The organism is Ktedonobacter racemifer DSM 44963 (genome assembly GCF_000178855.1).
In the GTDB taxonomy this organism is placed as follows: domain Bacteria; phylum Chloroflexota; class Ktedonobacteria; order Ktedonobacterales; family Ktedonobacteraceae; genus Ktedonobacter; species Ktedonobacter racemifer.
Genome location: NZ_ADVG01000003.1, coordinates 2,668,240 through 2,684,832, shown reverse-complemented (window position 1 = coordinate 2,684,832; position 16,593 = coordinate 2,668,240). Strand labels below are relative to the sequence as shown.

Sequence of the window (16,593 nt, the reverse complement as noted above, 5' to 3'; positions counted from 1 at the left end):
TTCTTCTGTTAGGCTACCAGCAACATGACTTTTAAGGCATCTAAGCGTTGGCAGAACAAACAACGTTGGTCGGCAAGAGAAATGTATTGCTTCGTGGTAGTACGAAACCGGAAGAACTGGCGTACCTCGTCGAACGCCCGGCAAAAGCGTGATGCTGACGTGAAGCTTCCAAACCCGTGCATCGGATAGTAACGTTGTTTGATCCCACGATGATCTTGTTCCAATCGATTGTTCAGGTAGGCATTCGTCCGGTGCACGACAGTATCGCCCAGGGTCTCGCGGATTGCGCGGGGGTAGGAATCATGCCCATCGGTTGTCACCCGCTCAGGTGCGTGACCAACCATGGTCACCGCTTGGTTGAAGAATCGCTTTGCTGCCTCCATATTGCGTTTCTCACTGAGACGTGAATCGACCAGATTGCCATCTCGATCAATCGCTCGATACAGGTAACACCAGGTGCCATGGACGTTCACGTACGTTTCATCGACGTACCACGATGTTCCTGCTTGTCCGCGTCGTTTGGCCCGTAGGTGTTCGGCGACAAGTGGAGCAAAACGGGCTTCCCAGTCTCTGATCGCTTCATGCGTGAACACAAAGCCACGCTCTAAGAACATCTCAGCGAGATCACGCAGACGCAACTTGTACCGGAGCCGCCACACAACGACGAGCAGGACGATATCGGTAGGATATTCGAGGGAATTGAAGGGAGTCCCAATCCGCTCGTTGAAGATGCGTTGACAAGCGAAACAACGAAAAGTTCGATAGCCAAGTATGGTGCTTTTCTGCCGTTCTTTCGTGGTTGGGGATGTGCAGTGTGGGCAGTTCATGGTTCCTTCCTCATAACGATGTGCTCAATGATCGTCAGTCTACCACAAGCGCTTTTTTCACACCGTCCTTGTTCTCAGTTCTGACGCTTCCCCCTGGAGGGCACATACCGCCTGGGACCTGCATCAGGACAGAGCGAACTCTGTGCCAGGTCAGCGCTAGAGCTAGTGAGGCGGGGCCAAGCAGGAGCGAGTCATGCTGTGACGACTCCCCACACATAAAGGCAAGGATCTTACGCTCGGACTGATAAATGTCCCCACGACCTTGAGAGGAAAGAGACTCTTTGGGCCTCTACTCATCAATAAATATCGATCTCGTAGTGCGGGACCAGCATGGTTGATGGCCTGGCATTTTCTGTTACGCGTTGTTTGTGTGGTGTGTCGACCGGCAGTTGGCACAGCTACCGCATACGCTCTCCCTCTGGCACCTGGGAGAGAATAGATCGTTTGTCAGGAAAGACCTGGCTTCCGCAGAAGATATTTCTCTGTTTAAATGCTAAAGGGGATGCAACTTCCAGCCACTTTTTGATTTCTTCGTCGACATAGAGCACGTGATACCAGGGGACGTCCAGATGGACCAGCTCGTCCAGCTCGTGTACCCATTCTGGACAAGGCAAAACGTACTCCTGGCACAGATACTCTACCGAGGCAGAGAGAAAACTGGCCCAGCGGCATTCCTCTCGGGTTGGGGAAAATGGCAAAGAAGGCGCCTTAGCGATAAGAGTCGGTCGCCGATCGGCAGCATAGAGGAACCACTCGTTGGAAAATTTCCCGATGGCCACCCACGGATCCTGGCCTTTTCGAATACGATCGAAGGTATGTGCTATTGTCTGTAATGGGTCATCTGATCGCATTGGCATGAAAGATCACCAGCCTCTAATTGTCCCGGCAGAATCTTCGAGCGCAACCGCTCATAAAGCTGTTTGTACAGTGGGATGGATGCGTTCTGGTCGAGGGTGATTTCCGGCCTTTTGCCAGGTAGTGCTCTTTTCGGCATACTGTATCTGCGTTCCTGAAAGTCTTAACATGGATTGAAATCTTTCTTCAATGGCCCCTTTCGTCTACCTGAAAATGGCTCTTTTGATAAGCCCATCATTGGAGTATGCTTCTCGTGTCAGTAAAAGAAAGTTTCTTAAAGAAGCAGATAAAGGAGATGTCCAGAGGGAAGCGAGAATGAATGGTCGAGTTGCAAAAAAATTGGGCTGAGAAAATGGTGCAGGTAATGTGGCTCTACCCAATGTGCTGAGCTTTAAATTTTTTGCAACACGACCGGCAAAACTGCGCAATCTGACTGTTCCTACGCTGATTATATGGGGAGCGAGCGATAATCTGTTTCCCGTGACGTGGTCACGCTGGTTGGCAAACACTATCCCCGGCACAAAGCTCCGGGTGGATGTGCCCCATGCTCGGCTCTATATGCCCGCAGAACATGCCGCCGAGTTTAACGCGGAGCGACGAATACTCTGGCAAAGGTAGGTCATTTGCGTTTCTGGATGATTGCTTCTGGGCACTTCAAAGAAGCATGAGCACCTGAGCATCGTTCTCTCTGTGATATTGGCTGGTGGTTTTCAGACAGGATCACTCTGATGAGACGTCTGAAAACCATGAGCAGGCATGTGTTTCGCGCCGATTTTCTCGCGTTTGCTTCAAAATCCGCGCAGATGTGACCTTATATACTCATTGAATCATGGCCTTTGTCATCAATTGGTACTTGGAGCAATTTTTTATGCAAGAATATCGTTCTCATAACCGTCGGAATACGTCATCTCTACAAGCATCCCGCCGATCCTGGTTTGAGGCTTTCACGTTATCCTGGCGTGCTGCCTTGCGTATGAATATGCCGCAAGCAATGGTTTTGAAGGCGCTCCGTGGAGCTGCAGGGATCGTGCTTCCATTGGCTATGGGATTGGCTACAGGTCATATGGTGGAGGGTGCAACGGTTGCTGGCGGAACCGTGCTCTGGACGGTCATGAATATGACGAACCCTAATCATGCACGGCTCCGCGTCTTATTTTTGAGCTGTGTGAGTATGGGGGTTGGAGCTTTTATCGGTTCCGTCATCGGCACGCTCCCGATCTTGCCGATCGTGGTCGTGGGTGCCGTGGCGTTTGTAGCAGGCCTCTTAGTGGTAGTCAGTCTATCTGTCGCCATGATTGGCATGCAATCGTTGGTCGCCATCCTGTTCCTTCAGTCCTTTGCGCGTGATCCTCTGCACGCGTTCTTCCAGGCGGCACTTGTCTTCGCAGGAGCTTTACTTGCATTTCTGCTCGAAATGCTCCTCTCACCCTGGCGTCGTACTGGTGCTGAGCGAAAGATGTTGTCCCTGTTCTTTAAGCGCCTGGCAGAGATGGCCGGAGCGACCGATGACAATCTGGAGATGCATAACAAGATGGTACGTGCAGCGTTGGTCCAGTCCCAGGCGATCCTGCTCGATCGTGATGACCACCGCCCACGAGGAAGAGCACTTTTCGCACTCTATGGCGAGGCCGAACGGATGCGCCTGTTGCTCATTGTCTTGCATCGACTGAGACAGGAGTTACGAGAAACACCCTCCGAGTCAAAGGAAGGCATCGCCGCCCTGGAACAACTTTTGCAGGAGCTTTCAAGGAAGTTACAGAGCGTCTCCCAGCACCTTATCCTCGGACCCGGCGCTTTGCGGAGGGAAGAAGAAGCAGGGCAATTACGGTCAAACGAGAACATCGAAATGATTTTCTCCCAGGCGCAACAATGGCAGGCCACTTCGTCTGAGCCGCAAGCACTCTTTCAAAACATCCTTGCCTATGTTCAGCGTGTGATCCGTCTCTTGAATAGAATTGAGTGTTTAACACAGACATGGCGCTACCCTGATCCTGTAGTTCTTGCGGAATATACCCTCCACCACCATTCAGCATGGGCCGAATTCTACAATGTGCAAGCCATCCTCAGAGCAAATTTCACGTTTCGTTCAACCGCGTTTCGCCATGCGATTCGCCTGGGGGTGACGCTGGCGCTCACAATCGCTCTCTATCATCTTCCAGGATGGCCTATCGGGCGGGGTTACTGGATATCGTTCACGGCCTTTGCTATTCTCAAGCCAGACTTTAATACAACGCTCACGCGGAGTGTGTCTCGTCTGGTGGGAACCTTGGGTGGGGTGATCCTCGCAACGGTGTTGCTCGTGACATTGAAACCGACACCAGAGATGCTTGTCCTCATTGTCGCTATTGCAGCCTATATCACCCTTGCTTCATTTTTTGTCAATTATGCACTCTATTCCGCCTCGATAACGATTGCGGCAGTGTGCTTACTTGCCCTGGTGACTCCGCATCCGCTGACAAATGTCTTCGACCGTGCTATCGATACGCTGATAGGCGGAGCGTTGGCGTTCGGCATGTTTTTGATCTGGCCGACTTGGGAGCATATGCAGCTCTCTCCCAATATGGTGGCGCGTGTGGAGACACTGCGAAAGCACTTTCTTGCTGTCATGGAGGCGTATATTCAGCCTGATACTTCTCATATCGAGCGCGTTGCTTCTCGCCATCGAGAAGCGAGGCTTGCTTATTCGAACGTAGAAGCCTCGCTAGAGCGCATCACACATGAGCCCTCAGCGCTTCATTTCAATACAGTTCGGGCGCAGGGGCTGCTGGAAGCGTTCAACTCGATCTCATTGAATATTCTGGCCCTTGAAGGCTATCAATTGAATGACGTTGTTCTGCCCTCTGCCATGCAAGATCAACTGAGGTTTTTTGTGAAAGAGGTAGACACAACATTACAACGCCTCTCCCAGACGCTTGCGACTGCCCAACCAGAAACCATCTCGTGCGCTGGCTTAGATGCGGCACTGCATGCTCTGACCGAGAGTGAAACGTCGGCGCGATCGTCGCAGGAACCTTCGGCAGCCGAGCAATCTTTCCTGGTGAAGGAAGCAGAACAAATTGTTCGCACTATCGATATCATCAGCCAACTCTTGCCTACTGACGACCTGGAACGTGAGGCGGTGACAGCCTGATTTTGGCTGCGACAGCAAAGAGCGACGGCAGCGACGTCTATGCCGTACTGCGTCGCTCTTTCCCGATGTGTCGTTTCGCTCTGAACGAAAGACCCTCTATGTCAAGAGCCAAAACGAGAAAGGAAAAAGTAAGGTGAGCAGAAATGAAACTGCCTCCCGTGTGGGCTTACAAGTCTCCCACCTCGGTCAAGGCCAAGACGAGCGCGCCCACCCCCGACTCTTTCCCATCCTGCGCGGCCTTGACTCGGGGTGGTCTGCTGCGAGTAACCCACACCGGAAGTCGGGAACGCGGTGGTGGGCTGCGGCAGACGTTGGAGCGAAGGGCAGGAATGAAGGAATGGCTCACGCTCGGCAGAAAGAGCGTGGCGGGAACCGTTTGGGCGACTCCGTTGGAGCACACGGTCTCCGCACTGACAAAAGATGTTGCAGTGCTGAGTCTGCCCAACCAGCCATGACGCCAAGGGACAGCCTGGGTTTAGGCGACACGTTGACGAGGCGCGTGAGCCAGCTTCGCCGCTTCAAACGTTGCGGCCTGATAGACGTCCTTACTCACCCACATGCGATAGATGATGCGTACCCAGACATTTGCCAGGCAGCGGACGGCCATACTGTGGGTCTTGCCTTCCATCCGCTTGCGCTGATAATACTCTCGTGCCCAGCCATCTTGTCGCGTCGTCTGCCAGGCGAACTGATAGAGCACATTGCGCAGCGGCTTGAGGCAGGCAAAGCGTTTATGGGCTTTGGAAAAATTGCCGCTTTGCAACGGCATAGGAGCCGTACCCGCCAGTTCCTGCACGCTTTGGGCATCTCGGTAACGCGCTCGGTCATCCCCCCATTCGGCAAGCAGCCGCGGAGCCAGACGCTGAGCGGCCCGAGGCAGAGATTGCCACAGGTCATGGTCGGGATGCTTCAAAAAAAGGGAAGCAATCTCCTTATCGTAGCTTTTGATGTCCTCAAGCAGTGGCAGCAACTGTCTGACCAGCGAGAGCATCAGGCGCGATTTGGCACGCACGATAACCTCATTGGCCGTCAACTCTTGGTGATGCAGTTGCTCCACTATCTCAGTGGCTGCCCGCCTCGCATTGGGATACTTGCACCTTTTGAGCAGTGCCTCAATCTCTTCAAGGGAAGCGGCCGCCGCTGCGGCTGGAGTCGGATACGCCTGCAAAAACAGCAGTGTCGAGGGCTGATGCAGTTTTCCAAACAGCTTCAAGCCGACTGGGTAATACTCTTTGAGGCAGGCGGTGAGTTGGTTGACCAGTCGCGTTTGGCTTTGAATCAGGGCATCCTGATCGCGTGTGAGCGTCTTCAATTCAGCAATGATCGGGCTATCAGGAGAGAGGCGACGCAGATCGGCCAGGTCAAAACGTCCGGTTTTCGCCAGCAGATAGGCATCAATGCGGTCGGTCTTCGCGCCTGCTGTTTTACGCAGTTGATTCGCGGTCTTCGGGTTGACCGGATACACCGGAATGCCTGCTTCCAACAGGAAGGTAATGAGCAGGCCATGATTCGTTTCGACGATACAGGCCAGATCCTCCGGCCTAGAGGCTATGCTCAGCAAAAAGTCTTTCAAGTGGTGCAAACCTTGATGGCTGTGGGCAAAACGCTGCGTTCCCACCCGATGTCCGGCTTCATCGAGCACAACCACATCATGATGGGTATCGCTCCAATCCAATCCAACATACCACATCTTCGAAGTTCCTTTCGCCAAAACGTCCTGGGAGCGGTCGGGTCCTTATATAACGGGTGCTCGAAGCAACTACCCTCCAATCATCGATTGGCCCAGGAAAAACTGCTGGGAAAGAGCGATCTTTCGTTGCCGGTCAAGCCGTGTGGAGTCCTTAGCCTTTCCCCAGCAGGACGAATCGAGCAGGGAGCGACCCTGCTAGCCCTTGGTCGAGAGGGCTTGAAAACATATTAACATATAAGGAGCCCACACATATGCTCACAGGATATACAAAGCAGCTCTCCATTTTGCCGTTTGATCATCGCAATTCATATATCAGCGGTTTGTTTGGCTGGAAAGAGCCGCTCAGCGTCGAGCAAGCGTTGAGAGTAGCTGAGAGTAAACAAATTATCTACGAGGGCTTTAAAAAGGCACGTATCCCCAAAGAGGAGGCAGGTATCCTCGTTGATGAAGAATATGGCGTTGATATCCTGCGCGACGCCACACAACACGGCACCATCACAGCAGTCTCGGTGGAGAAAAGCGGGCAGGACGAGTTTGATTTTATCTATGGCGACGACTTCGCGCAACATATTGAAGCCATGCAGCCAACGTTCGCCAAGGTACTGGTCCGCTATAACCCCGAGGGAGATCGCGCGTTGAACCAACGCCAAACCCAACGCTTGAAACGTCTCTCCGACTACCTGCACTAGGTGCAACGCCTGTTCCTGTTTGAGTTGCTTGTTCCGGCTACGCCCCAGCAGCTTGAACTTGTCGATCACCATAAAGGTACTTATGACACGCAGCTTCGGCCCCGTTTCATGGTCCAGGTCATAGAGGAATTGCGGCAGGCGGGCGTGGAACCGGATGTCTGGAAAATTGAAGGGTTGGATCAACGCACCGACTGTGAGCGGATAGTCGAAGTGGCGCACCGCAATAGCGGGCAGAACGTTGGCCTCATCGTGTTGGGGCGCGGAGCAAGCCAGGAGCGTGTGACGCATTGGCTCCAGGCGGCCACCAGCGTGCCGGGATTTATCGGCTTTGCCGTTGGCCGCACCAGTTGGTGGAACGCCGTCGTTGCCTTTGAGGCAAAGCGTCTCTCCCTGGACGAAGCTACAACGCAAATCGCGCAGAACTTTGAAACCTGGAGCCGGGTCTTTCAAGAAGATCGTCAGATCAGCCAGGCGGCTGATAGTAGCCAGGGAGATCGCTAGTTTTTCACTCGGTCAAGCCCGATTAAGGTCATGTTTGAACTTCTCCTGACGAAGCCACAACGCAAATCGCGCAGAACTTTGAGACCTGGAACCGGATCTTTCAAGAAGGTCGTCAGATCAGCGTGGCAGCTGATAGTAGCCAGGGAGATCATTAGTTTTTCACTCGGGATGACTCGTATGCTGATATTGTTTGAGGAAAGGTATTCTTCAAAAAACCCATCTTTTCTCACCTTTTCTCGCATGCATTCTCACATTGAGATGGAGATAACAAAGGAGACGAATAATGAAGACAACCCATAATAGAGGAGTGGCGGCGCAGATTGGTCGCTACAGTGATGGGGTAGAGGTTTCAGGCAAGGTTCGCTGGCTGCATACATCTGGAACGCCTGGCATCAGGCCTGATGGAACCGCGCCAGAGACGATTGAGGCACAGGCCGACCAAGCCTGGAAGAATATCCTGGCGATCCTGGAAGCTGCTGGCATGGAAGTGGCGGATATCGTCAAGGTTACGCAATACCTGATTCACCCGGAAGATAAACCAGCTTATATTCAAGTACGAAGCCGTTATCTGGGTGAAGCTCGACCAGCTTTCATGCTGTCTGTGGTCACCGAATTGATTCGCCCGGACATTCTTGTTGAAATCGAAGTTATTGCAGCAAAAACTGAAGGAGATTCATTATGAATAAAATACATAATACAGGAGTAGCAACCAAGGTTGCTCAGGTCGGTGATGGTCCAGCGGCCATGTCGTTGATTGTGTCAGGATTTATTCGTCCAGATTTTCTCGTCGAGGCTGAGGTACAGGCAGCGAAGTAAAACGGAATGGAGGAGAAATCATTGAGAAGCATTGACCATCAAGAGTTGAAACAGAAAGTGGACCACCATGAATCCTTTCGCTTGGTGATGGCTCTGAGTGAGTGGCAGTACCAGACAAAGCACATTCCTGGCTCCCTCTACTTCGCCACCATCCAGGATGCGCTGACCGAGCTTCACAAAGAAGACGAGATTGTTGTCTACTGTTCCGACCGAACCTGCGTTGCCAGTGCTGCCTTCGGCAAGTTGCTTGAATACCAGGGCTATGCTCATGTGTTGCATTTTGCAGGTGGGCTGGCCGAGTGGGAGCAAGCAGGCTACCCCTTAGAAGGCCAGGATGTCAGGGCGTGATGGTGGAACGACCAGCGGTTTGTGAATACGTACCGGGCACCTTGTCAGGAAAAAGCACATATAAAGCCTGAAGAGAATGAGTCGCAACGTGGCATCTGGGGCAGCGATCTGCCTGGATCGCCGGTTTAGGCATGGGACTCTACATTGTAGGCGAGATCGTCAAATATCATGAGGGAACCATTACGGTGGATAGCACCGTCGGGAAAGACTCCACCTTTACGGTGACCCTTCCCATCAGGAAGAAGGCCTGACGTGGAAGGCATGTCATCTGCGTAGTCAGCAGCGCCGCTATGATAGTGAACGCTATGCATCCCAGAACTGTCACAGGGCTATCCATACCGGGAAGCCCACAGGACAGAAGATCAGGACATAAATCACTGGCGAGCCGGATGATGCTAACGTATCAAGTCCGGTTCTGAGGGAGGCCGAGGGAAAAGGATTGGACCACAATACCTTGCCAGCGGCCTACCCTACCTCGTTGCGCATCCCGTGGGATGAGCCATTTCATCGCCAATCATTCTCCTGTTCAGTTTGCGTCGATGATTCATAATGCGAGGGAAAGTATGACGTTTTTTCATGGATCGATTGCGGTCTGTACGGAGGTATCTGCCAGAAAGGGAGGAAGAGATGCATCGGATATAGCTCTGTATGTGTGGCGGTGCTTTGCTCGTTTTGCTGGCCTGGAACATAACAGCGCAGGCGGTTTCTGCCGCAAGCATGCATCTGAACAGACCGCAGGTAGCTTGTAAAGTTGTTCTCGTCAACGAAGTATTCTCGCTCGGACCGGGCGAAACCAAAACCATCGTTGAGGATTTGGATGTCAACCACTACGATAGAATCGTGTATAGAATGGATGCCACCAAGCTGCTGAACAACTTCGTTCGCTCGGAACTGTTATTCTTTCAACATAGTACGTCTTCGTGCAAAGCATACGTCGATGTCAGACCGGACAAACCAAACGCCGTGGAGGTTCTTTCCATGAATGGCCTCCCCAAGCTCGCGATCACGATCGGAACCTCTTCTGAGGGTGGGAAGAGTACACATGATACGGTCGAGGTGTTTGCGAGCGGATGTGAGGGTTCTTCAAGTTCACAAAAATCCAAGAGGGAAAAAGGAGAGAGAAATGAAAGCCATTGGCATCGTTTCTGAAAAGATTGGTGGTCCCGAGCTTTTGGAAGTGGTAGAGGTTGCGAAACCGGTACCTGCTGCTGGGGAAGTGCTCTTGCGGGTGAAAGCTGCGGCTTTAACACCGGATGAACTCACATGGCCGGAAACATGGTATATCCATGGGGATAGCGCCCAGCCACGACCACGCCCTATTATCCCCGGCCACGAGGTCTCGGGGATTGTTGAAGCAGTTGGTGGGGGAGTGACAGCGTTTCAAGGAGGCGATGAAGTCTATGGGCTTCCCCGCCCTGATCGTGATGGCGCCTGGGCTGAATATGCCATTGTCACTCCCAATCAGATTGCCCTACGACCCCGATCAGTCAGTCATGAAGAGTGTGCGGCTCTCTCCCTCTCGGCGCTCACCGCCTGGCAGGCACTCTTCAAGAAGGGGAGCCTGCAAGCCGGACAGCGTATCCTCATCCAAGGTGCCGCTGGTGGTGTGGGGAACTATGCCGTCCAGCTTGCTCATCTCAAAGGCGCATACGTGATCGCCGTGGCTTCTGGACAGCACCGCGAGACCCTGTTCTCTCTTGGTGCCGATGAAGTGATCGATTACACCACCACCAACTTTGCTGAAGTGGTGAGTGATATCGACTTTATCTTCGATGTAGTCGGAGCCTCGGTGATTGAAGCAAGCATCAAACTGCTCAGACCAGAGGGTACATATGTAGGAATTGCTGGTACCTCCAATCTGGTGAGTAAATATGCCGAGCAGTACCAGAAGAAGGGGGTCTGGTTCATCGTTGAAGCCAACGCCGATGATCTTACACAGCTTGCTCGCTTCACCGATGAAGGGCACCTGAAACCACTGATCGAGAAAGTGTATCCTCTAGAACAGGCTCGTCAAGCCTACGAGCGCCTCTCAGAAGGTCATCTGCGCGGAAAACTAGTTCTGAGTGTCTAGAACAGACGCAAGCTCTGTTTGGGAATTTGTGCAAAAGTTGGCTCTTGCCCAGTTAGGGAGCCTCGATCAGAATGACTATTCTTCCTGGGCAACGTCGCCCGGGTGTGCCAGGCGCCCCAGGGGTAGCGGCCACCTGCCGCTGCTTGTACTCCTCATCGAGGGCACCCACCATGCGCGTGTCCTCCACCGGGCCGGGCTCGACGACGTTGGCCGTGATGCCTCGCGGGCCTAGTTCCTGGGCGAGATACCGGGCGAACTGTGTCAGTGCGGCCTTGGCCGTGCCCAGTGCGATCATGCCCTCCCGGGGATGGCGGCTGAGGCCGGTACCGAGATAGATGATGCGTCCCCAGCCCTGTTCAGTCATGGCGAGCAGAACGGCTTTGGTGACCGCGAACGCCGCACGCATCTCGTCGTCGAGCTTGCCACCCAGTTCTTCCCGCGTCATGTCCTGAAACGGCTTGATCACATACGGGGTGAGCGCGTTGTGCACAAGTACGTCGATGCCACCCCATGCCACCTGAACCTGCTCGATCATGCTCTCGACCGCAGCTACCTCGCGCACGTCGGCCTGCAAGGCCATGGCCTGTCCGCCTGCGGCCTTGATGCCGGCTACGACCTCCTCGGCTGCCGTGCTGCTGTGGAGGTCGTTGACCACTACGCGCATCCCGCGCGCGGTCAGAAGGCGCGCGGTGGTCGCACCGATTCCGCTGCTGGCCCCCGTCACGAATGCCACCCTGCCAGTTGCCCCAGTCACAGGCCCACTACTGCCAATAACCACCATACTGAACCTCCTCCTTCGTAGCCCGTACGTCGGGCTTGTGATGTCTAAACAGAGAGTCTGATGAGTGCTGGAAAGCCCTGGATAAGCATGCTCTGGAAATTCCATAGCAGATCATCAGCACCTCTGGTACCAATCAAAGGCTCCAAAAATCTTCAGGCGGCCTGGAAGCTCTGTAAGTGCTCAGAAATGAACGCGGCTGCCGTACAAGGCTTGCGGCCTATGACCTCATCCACAACCGGGGTAACAAGGTTCCCACCGCCCTGACGATAAAACTGGAGCAGCGTCACGACCGCGTGCGCCGTCCAGGGGGAGTAAAGCCCCTGGAGTACTGTTTCTGCCTCCTCGTCAGAGATGGTTGCGTAGTGAACCGGGGTATGCAATAACGAAGAGAATATCTCCGCCAGTTGTGTGCACGTGATCGCCTCTGGACCGGTCGCATCATATTCCTTGTACTGATATTTCTCCTCGCCGAGCAGATGTGCCGCAACAGCGCCGATATCACGTGCATCAACGTAGCTCATACGCGCATCCGCCAGCGGAGCATACATCATCCCCTGAGTGATAATTGGCCGGGCATACATGAGCTCAAAGTTTTGCATCAGAAAAAGTGTACGTAGAATAGTGTACGGTACCCCTAAGGCACGAATTGTGTCCTCAGCTTTCCCATGATAGTGCAGTAATGGACTCGACGATCGAGGGTCCGCCCCTATTTCAGATTGTTTGACGAGGTGACGTATCCCGGCTTTTTTCCCTTCCTGCGCCCATAGCCCCTCGGTTTCTACGAGATGCTCTGCGGCCGGAGTAATGAGATAAACGCTCTCGATTCCTTGCAGCGCCTGCACAACGCTCGCTTGCTGCGTCATATCACCTAAAAAAGCTTCCACCCCCTGAGCCTGTAGTTTCGCGGCATCAACTGGTTTACGCACGAAGGCGCGGACTGGAACCTTCCTTGCCAGAAGCTCTTTGATAACGGCCTTTCCAACGGCACTTGTCGCACCTGTAACAAGAATCATCGCTCATATTCCTCCTATCCTTTATTCAGTGTTTTCCAGGTTTCCGACCAGGTAGGTTCCTGCCACATCACACTTGTCGCATGGACACGAACCAGGACTTCTCCCATTCCTGGCTGAGGTTGTGGTGCATCTTCGAACACCATTTCGAACACCATGTGATCAGGACCATGCCGACCATACAGACGGATGGCTTTCATCGCTCACATGTCTCCTTGTTATTCCTCATTCTTCCAGAGCATTTCCAGACGGATCTCGCCAGCAGGACCCACACATGACCCCACACATAACTCCACGAAATGCCGCAGCGCGGAGAAGCCTTGAGCGAAAGAGTGCGTTTGACGGCTCAAATGACGGCTCAAAACGCGTGGTATATGTTGGTGGGCTAGCCGTTGGGCAACGACCGCGTGACCCAAGTCGTCATGCCTGACTGCTCCACTCACGCGCAGCACGGGCAAAGCCTTCACGCCAGCTTGGATAGAGAGGTTGCCAGTTCAGGAGGCGACGGGCTCTGGTATTCGTTGCTCCACGTGCCGCGCGCGGGCATTGCGTACTCACCGTTGGAGCCGAAGCGCCGAGGGTCGCAGCATACACAGGAAGCCATATGGTCGCCGGGGCTGGCTCATCATCGACTATATTGAAGATACCTTGAGGCCAGTTCAGTGCAAGCAGGGCTGCATGCGCGGCATCGTCGACATGGAGGAAGGAGACCACACCCGAATCCGCGACCAGCTGACCCCGTCGTACCTGCTCGGCAATCGTGCCGTCAGGAGCATACCACGTTCCCGGTCCATAGAGCAGGCCATAGCGCAACACGACACCTCGCTCCAATTCACCAACTGCTGACTCAAGGGCCTGGACGCCCTTGATGGTAGTGAGGCGCGGCTCAGGGGCCTCTATGTCCAGGGGAACGCTCTCATCGGCAGGTCCCTCACCGGGAGCGTAGGCCCAGGCAATGCTTTGCGCGATGAGGTGGCGCACTCCGGCCTCCTTCGCGGCATCAACGAGATTGCGCGTCCCCTCCTGGCGTATGCGTGAGTTCGCTACGAGATTCCTTTCGCTCAGATCGGTAAGCTGATGTATGATGACATCCGGTTGCGCCTCGCGTACACTCGTGAAGACGTTCTCGCGATCAAACACATCGACGACTGCAGAGGACGCACCTGACTGCTCAAGGAGCTGACGCTTCTCAGCCACCCGCATCGTGCCAATTACTTCATGACCGGACTCGACCAGCAATGGAATGAGCCGTCTCCCAATAACTCCCGTTGCACCCACAAGGAATATCTTCATCCTGAACCTTCTTTCGTTGGCTATGAGATCAAATCTTTTAACCATACTCTATCATGGGATTGGCATGGTAAAAAGAGCCATTATGCCATATAATGGGAGAGCCATTATTTATGCTGAGACCAGAGGAGACTGCTTATGCCCAAGCCAACGCCCTATATCCCGCTACCCAACATTCAACTGGATGCAAGCGGGTTGTGTTGCAAGAAATTGCAAAGAGAAACTGGGCGTGATTGTTCCTCACCATCTTTCTTAAACAGCCACTCTAAACAATTTAGCGACCAGAGCGGCCTGGCCTCTCACATCTCCTTTTCGCACTCCTTGTACTTGCCCTTTCCTCAGCATGTTCATCATTTCGTACCCTTGTACGGTTCGCCACGCGGTCTCGAACGAGAAAAAGCCCATTCCCGGTTTGGTCAACCGTTTGATAAACCGATGGTCCTGTTCGATAAGATTGTTGAGGTATTTCACCTATCGCAATTCCACGTGTTTAGGCAAGACGCCAGCGGCTTTCAAGTCGGCAATGGCTTTGGGATAGGCCGCGTTTTTATCGACGTTGATCACTCGTGGAGATGGCTTGAAGGTATTGGCATGAACCGAACTTGTAGGCTGGGCTACCTGTTCCTGAACCAGACCGCCTTGAGGAGTTGGAGGGGCAGTGACATGCAGCGCTTTGCAGAAGAAGCGTTGGGCTGCCTCAGCGTCTCGTGTTGAGCTCAAGAGAAATTCGATCGTGTCTCCTTGCGAATCTACCGCTCGGTACAGATACATCCAGACTTTTTTGATTTTGGTGTATGTCTCATCAACTTTCCAAGAGTCCCTGCAAGCTTTGAGGTGTGGTCGACAGCGTTTTTCCAGTTCGGGTGCGTAGTGCTGGACCCAGCGAAAAATGGTCGTATGGTCGACGGACAGGCCCCGTTCCCGCATCATTTCCTCCAGATCCCGATAGCTCAGTGCGTACCGCAAATACCAGCGTACGCAGAGTAAAATGATCTCGGCTTGGAAGTGACGCCATTTGAATGGGTGCTGCTCTGCCATGACTGACCCTCTTGCTCTTCTTTTCTCACCATTCTGACAGATCAGCTTTTTTTTGCAACACAGCCGTTTGGCGGTGGGGACAGGAACTCGAACGACTGCATGCCCGCATCGCCTCTCGTTTTGTGCGACCGGAACCCCGGCGCCGAGCACTGGCGTTCCTCAAAGGCATCGTGAGTTCCGTTGAGCGCAAAAACGGTTGGCATCTCGCCGAACATGCTGGCGAAGCCCGCCCCGATGGTATGCAGCGGTTGCTCAACCGCGCCGTCTGGGACGCGGACCTGGTGCGCAATGATCTGCGTGCCTACATCCTAGAGCGGCTCGGCGATCCAGGTGCGGTCGTCATCATCGACGAAACCAGTTTTCGCAAACGCGGCCAGAAATCCGCTGGAGTGGGCTTGCAGCACTGTGGCACCACCGGAAGCCTCGAAAATTGCCAGGTCGGCGTCTTTCTGGCCTATACAAGCAAGTTTGGCTGGACCTTACTGGACAGCGAACTGTATCTCCCGCTGCGCTGGACTGAGGATCGGCAACGTTGCCGCGAGGCAGGTATTCCGGACACGGTGAGCTTTCAAACCAAGCCAGAACTGGCCCGACGCATGCTGGAACGGCTCTTCACGGCGCAGATTCCCATTGCCTGGGTCGTCGCCGATAGCGTGTACGGTAGCAATCTGGATCTGCGAGCCTTTCTGGAAGAGCATCAATCTTGCTACGTGCTAGCGGTGGCGAACACCGAAGCCGTCGGCATCCAGACCACTTCTGGTCGTCAACGGATGACGGTGGCTGAGGCAGAAGCACAGGTGCTCTCAGCCTCCGACTGGCAGCGGCTCTCCATGAGCGAGGGCACGAAAGGACCGCGACTCTTTGATTGGGCCGCCATGCCCATCTTGCATCGCTGGGAGGACGATGGCCGCCACTGGCTTCTGATTCGCCGTTGCCTCGATGACCCGAACGACAAAACCTACTACTTGGTGTTTGCGAAGCCTGCCACGACGCTTGCCGAGATGGTCAAAGCGATTGGTACGAGGTGGAGTGTTGAGGTCTGTTTCGAGACGGGCAAAGAGATGGGGCTGGAGGATTACGAGGTTCGAGGGTTTGCAGCCTGGTATCGATTCATCACCTTGGTCATGGTAGCCATGGCATGCCTGGCAGGCATTTGCGCAGCGGCTCGTGTCTTTCCCATCGAGCGGGCACACCCACCGACGAGATCTCCGCTTCTCCCATTGACCATTCTGAAGTCCGTCATCTGCTCGCGCAGTTGCTCTGGCCGCCCCCTCGCAATGCTATTCATCTGCTTTCCTGGTCGTGGTGGCGGCGCTGCCACCAGAGCCGGACCAGCTTTTTTCATACCCGACGTCGTATGGCGGGGCAATGACCTCGTCGAACATTCACGCAATTTACCAACAGCAAAAAGCAGTGCTCGTTTTGTACGGGGCTGAGCACTACTGAGAAGCCCTGGAAAAGTTAGCTCGGCGTCAGCGATCCCTGTTTCCATGGATACGATCAGGCTCACCCACTGCCCCGCTTGCGAAGAGCCTCTCAGTACGTTA

The 16,593-nt window shown here is 54.0% G+C and carries 16 protein-coding genes and 3 pseudogenes; 11 read left to right on the top strand and 8 right to left on the bottom strand.

Annotated features, from left to right (window positions below):
• Window positions 1-8 precede the first annotated feature (8 nt).
• Window positions 9-827, bottom strand: a complete 819-nt coding sequence (locus tag KRAC_RS40985; protein WP_007917543.1) for an IS6 family transposase — start codon at window positions 825-827, stop codon at window positions 9-11.
• 398 nt (window positions 828-1,225) lie between these two features.
• Complete coding sequence (locus KRAC_RS40980) at window positions 1,226-1,684, bottom strand: hypothetical protein (RefSeq protein ID WP_007917542.1); 459 nt, start codon at window positions 1,682-1,684, stop codon at window positions 1,226-1,228.
• Between the two features lie 364 nt (window positions 1,685-2,048).
• On the opposite strand from KRAC_RS40980, the gene KRAC_RS72415 reads away from it, so the two are divergent.
• The 3 genes from KRAC_RS72415 to KRAC_RS40970 all read left to right on the top strand — a co-directional run bounded on the left by KRAC_RS72415 (window position 2,049) and on the right by KRAC_RS40970 (window position 5,267).
• Window positions 2,049-2,300 carry an alpha/beta fold hydrolase gene (locus tag KRAC_RS72415; protein WP_157507641.1) on the top strand — a complete coding sequence of 84 codons (252 nt, stop codon included), beginning with the start codon at window positions 2,049-2,051 and terminating at the stop codon, window positions 2,298-2,300.
• Window positions 2,301-2,550: 250 nt separating this feature from the next.
• Window positions 2,551-4,812: an FUSC family protein gene (locus tag KRAC_RS40975; RefSeq protein ID WP_007917541.1), complete on the top strand. Its 2,262-nt coding sequence runs from the start codon at window positions 2,551-2,553 to the stop codon at window positions 4,810-4,812.
• 143 nt (window positions 4,813-4,955) lie between these two features.
• Complete coding sequence (locus KRAC_RS40970) at window positions 4,956-5,267, top strand: hypothetical protein (RefSeq protein ID WP_007904242.1); 312 nt, start codon at window positions 4,956-4,958, stop codon at window positions 5,265-5,267.
• A 20-nt stretch (window positions 5,268-5,287) separates the two neighbouring features.
• On the opposite strand, the gene KRAC_RS40965 is transcribed toward KRAC_RS40970, so the two are convergent.
• On the bottom strand, window positions 5,288-6,502 hold the full coding sequence (locus tag KRAC_RS40965) for an IS110 family RNA-guided transposase (RefSeq protein WP_007917540.1): 1,215 nt from the start codon (window positions 6,500-6,502) through the stop codon (window positions 5,288-5,290).
• A 251-nt stretch (window positions 6,503-6,753) separates the two neighbouring features.
• Between KRAC_RS40965 and KRAC_RS76975 the strand changes: the two are divergent.
• The 7 genes and pseudogenes from KRAC_RS76975 to KRAC_RS40930 all read left to right on the top strand — a co-directional run bounded on the left by KRAC_RS76975 (window position 6,754) and on the right by KRAC_RS40930 (window position 10,927).
• A pseudogene (locus KRAC_RS76975) lies at window positions 6,754-7,692 on the top strand (2-deoxy-5-keto-D-gluconate 6-phosphate aldolase domain-containing protein).
• A 283-nt stretch (window positions 7,693-7,975) separates the two neighbouring features.
• Window positions 7,976-8,374, top strand: a complete 399-nt coding sequence (locus tag KRAC_RS40950; RefSeq protein ID WP_007917538.1) for a RidA family protein — start codon at window positions 7,976-7,978, stop codon at window positions 8,372-8,374.
• Window positions 8,371-8,508 (top strand): RidA family protein, encoded by a 138-nt coding sequence (locus tag KRAC_RS72410; RefSeq protein WP_007917537.1) that lies wholly within the window; start codon window positions 8,371-8,373, stop codon window positions 8,506-8,508. The genes KRAC_RS40950 and KRAC_RS72410 overlap by 4 nt, the downstream gene beginning before the upstream one ends.
• A 21-nt stretch (window positions 8,509-8,529) precedes the next feature.
• A complete protein-coding gene (locus KRAC_RS40945; RefSeq protein WP_007917535.1) occupies window positions 8,530-8,856 on the top strand; it encodes a rhodanese-like domain-containing protein in 327 nt (108 codons plus the stop codon).
• 131 nt (window positions 8,857-8,987) lie between these two features.
• On the top strand, window positions 8,988-9,107 hold the full coding sequence (locus tag KRAC_RS40940) for an ATP-binding protein (protein ID WP_007917533.1): 120 nt from the start codon (window positions 8,988-8,990) through the stop codon (window positions 9,105-9,107).
• Window positions 9,108-9,504: 397 nt separating this feature from the next.
• Window positions 9,505-10,005 carry a hypothetical protein gene (locus KRAC_RS40935; RefSeq protein WP_007917531.1) on the top strand — a complete coding sequence of 167 codons (501 nt, stop codon included), beginning with the start codon at window positions 9,505-9,507 and terminating at the stop codon, window positions 10,003-10,005.
• The gene (locus tag KRAC_RS40930) at window positions 9,980-10,927 is read left to right on the top strand and encodes an NADP-dependent oxidoreductase (protein ID WP_007917530.1); all 948 of its coding nucleotides are present in this window, start codon (window positions 9,980-9,982) and stop codon (window positions 10,925-10,927) included. The genes KRAC_RS40935 and KRAC_RS40930 overlap by 26 nt, the downstream gene beginning before the upstream one ends.
• Before the next feature lie 52 nt (window positions 10,928-10,979).
• Here the strand turns inward: KRAC_RS40930 and KRAC_RS40925 are convergent, their stop codons facing one another.
• The 5 genes and pseudogenes from KRAC_RS40925 to KRAC_RS40905 all read right to left on the bottom strand — a co-directional run bounded on the left by KRAC_RS40925 (window position 10,980) and on the right by KRAC_RS40905 (window position 15,046).
• Complete coding sequence (locus tag KRAC_RS40925) at window positions 10,980-11,708, bottom strand: SDR family NAD(P)-dependent oxidoreductase (protein WP_007917522.1); 729 nt, start codon at window positions 11,706-11,708, stop codon at window positions 10,980-10,982.
• Window positions 11,709-11,860: 152 nt separating this feature from the next.
• A complete protein-coding gene (locus tag KRAC_RS40920; protein ID WP_007917520.1) occupies window positions 11,861-12,721 on the bottom strand; it encodes an NmrA family NAD(P)-binding protein in 861 nt (286 codons plus the stop codon).
• A 14-nt stretch (window positions 12,722-12,735) separates the two neighbouring features.
• Window positions 12,736-12,918, bottom strand: a complete 183-nt coding sequence (locus KRAC_RS40915; RefSeq protein WP_007917518.1) for a hypothetical protein — start codon at window positions 12,916-12,918, stop codon at window positions 12,736-12,738.
• Window positions 12,919-13,138: 220 nt separating this feature from the next.
• Entirely contained in the window at window positions 13,139-14,011 is an 873-nt protein-coding gene (locus KRAC_RS40910; protein WP_007917516.1) for an NAD-dependent epimerase/dehydratase family protein, read from the bottom strand.
• A 249-nt stretch (window positions 14,012-14,260) separates the two neighbouring features.
• Window positions 14,261-15,046, bottom strand: a pseudogene (locus KRAC_RS40905) (IS6 family transposase).
• A 95-nt stretch (window positions 15,047-15,141) separates the two neighbouring features.
• Here KRAC_RS40905 and KRAC_RS40900 point away from each other — a divergent pair.
• Window positions 15,142-16,197, top strand: a pseudogene (locus tag KRAC_RS40900) (IS701 family transposase); the annotation flags it as partial.
• Window positions 16,198-16,593 lie beyond the last annotated feature (396 nt).

What these genes read in the sequence shown, in the direction of transcription:
- KRAC_RS40985 (WP_007917543.1), bottom strand. Translation starts at nt 827, where the DNA reads ATGAACTGCCCACACTGCACATCCCCAACCACGAAAGAACGGCAGAAA.
- KRAC_RS40980 (WP_007917542.1), bottom strand. Translation starts at nt 1,684, where the DNA reads ATGCCAATGCGATCAGATGACCCATTACAGACAATAGCACATACCTTC.
- KRAC_RS40975 (WP_007917541.1), top strand. Translation starts at nt 2,551, where the DNA reads ATGCAAGAATATCGTTCTCATAACCGTCGGAATACGTCATCTCTACAA.
- KRAC_RS40970 (WP_007904242.1), top strand. Translation starts at nt 4,956, where the DNA reads ATGAAACTGCCTCCCGTGTGGGCTTACAAGTCTCCCACCTCGGTCAAG.
- KRAC_RS40965 (WP_007917540.1), bottom strand. Translation starts at nt 6,502, where the DNA reads ATGTGGTATGTTGGATTGGATTGGAGCGATACCCATCATGATGTGGTT.
- KRAC_RS40950 (WP_007917538.1), top strand. Translation starts at nt 7,976, where the DNA reads ATGAAGACAACCCATAATAGAGGAGTGGCGGCGCAGATTGGTCGCTAC.
- KRAC_RS72410 (WP_007917537.1), top strand. Translation starts at nt 8,371, where the DNA reads ATGAATAAAATACATAATACAGGAGTAGCAACCAAGGTTGCTCAGGTC.
- KRAC_RS40940 (WP_007917533.1), top strand. Translation starts at nt 8,988, where the DNA reads ATGGGACTCTACATTGTAGGCGAGATCGTCAAATATCATGAGGGAACC.
- KRAC_RS40935 (WP_007917531.1), top strand. Translation starts at nt 9,505, where the DNA reads ATGTGTGGCGGTGCTTTGCTCGTTTTGCTGGCCTGGAACATAACAGCG.
- KRAC_RS40930 (WP_007917530.1), top strand. Translation starts at nt 9,980, where the DNA reads ATGAAAGCCATTGGCATCGTTTCTGAAAAGATTGGTGGTCCCGAGCTT.
- KRAC_RS40925 (WP_007917522.1), bottom strand. Translation starts at nt 11,708, where the DNA reads ATGGTGGTTATTGGCAGTAGTGGGCCTGTGACTGGGGCAACTGGCAGG.
- KRAC_RS40920 (WP_007917520.1), bottom strand. Translation starts at nt 12,721, where the DNA reads ATGATTCTTGTTACAGGTGCGACAAGTGCCGTTGGAAAGGCCGTTATC.
- KRAC_RS40915 (WP_007917518.1), bottom strand. Translation starts at nt 12,918, where the DNA reads ATGAAAGCCATCCGTCTGTATGGTCGGCATGGTCCTGATCACATGGTG.
- KRAC_RS40910 (WP_007917516.1), bottom strand. Translation starts at nt 14,011, where the DNA reads ATGAAGATATTCCTTGTGGGTGCAACGGGAGTTATTGGGAGACGGCTC.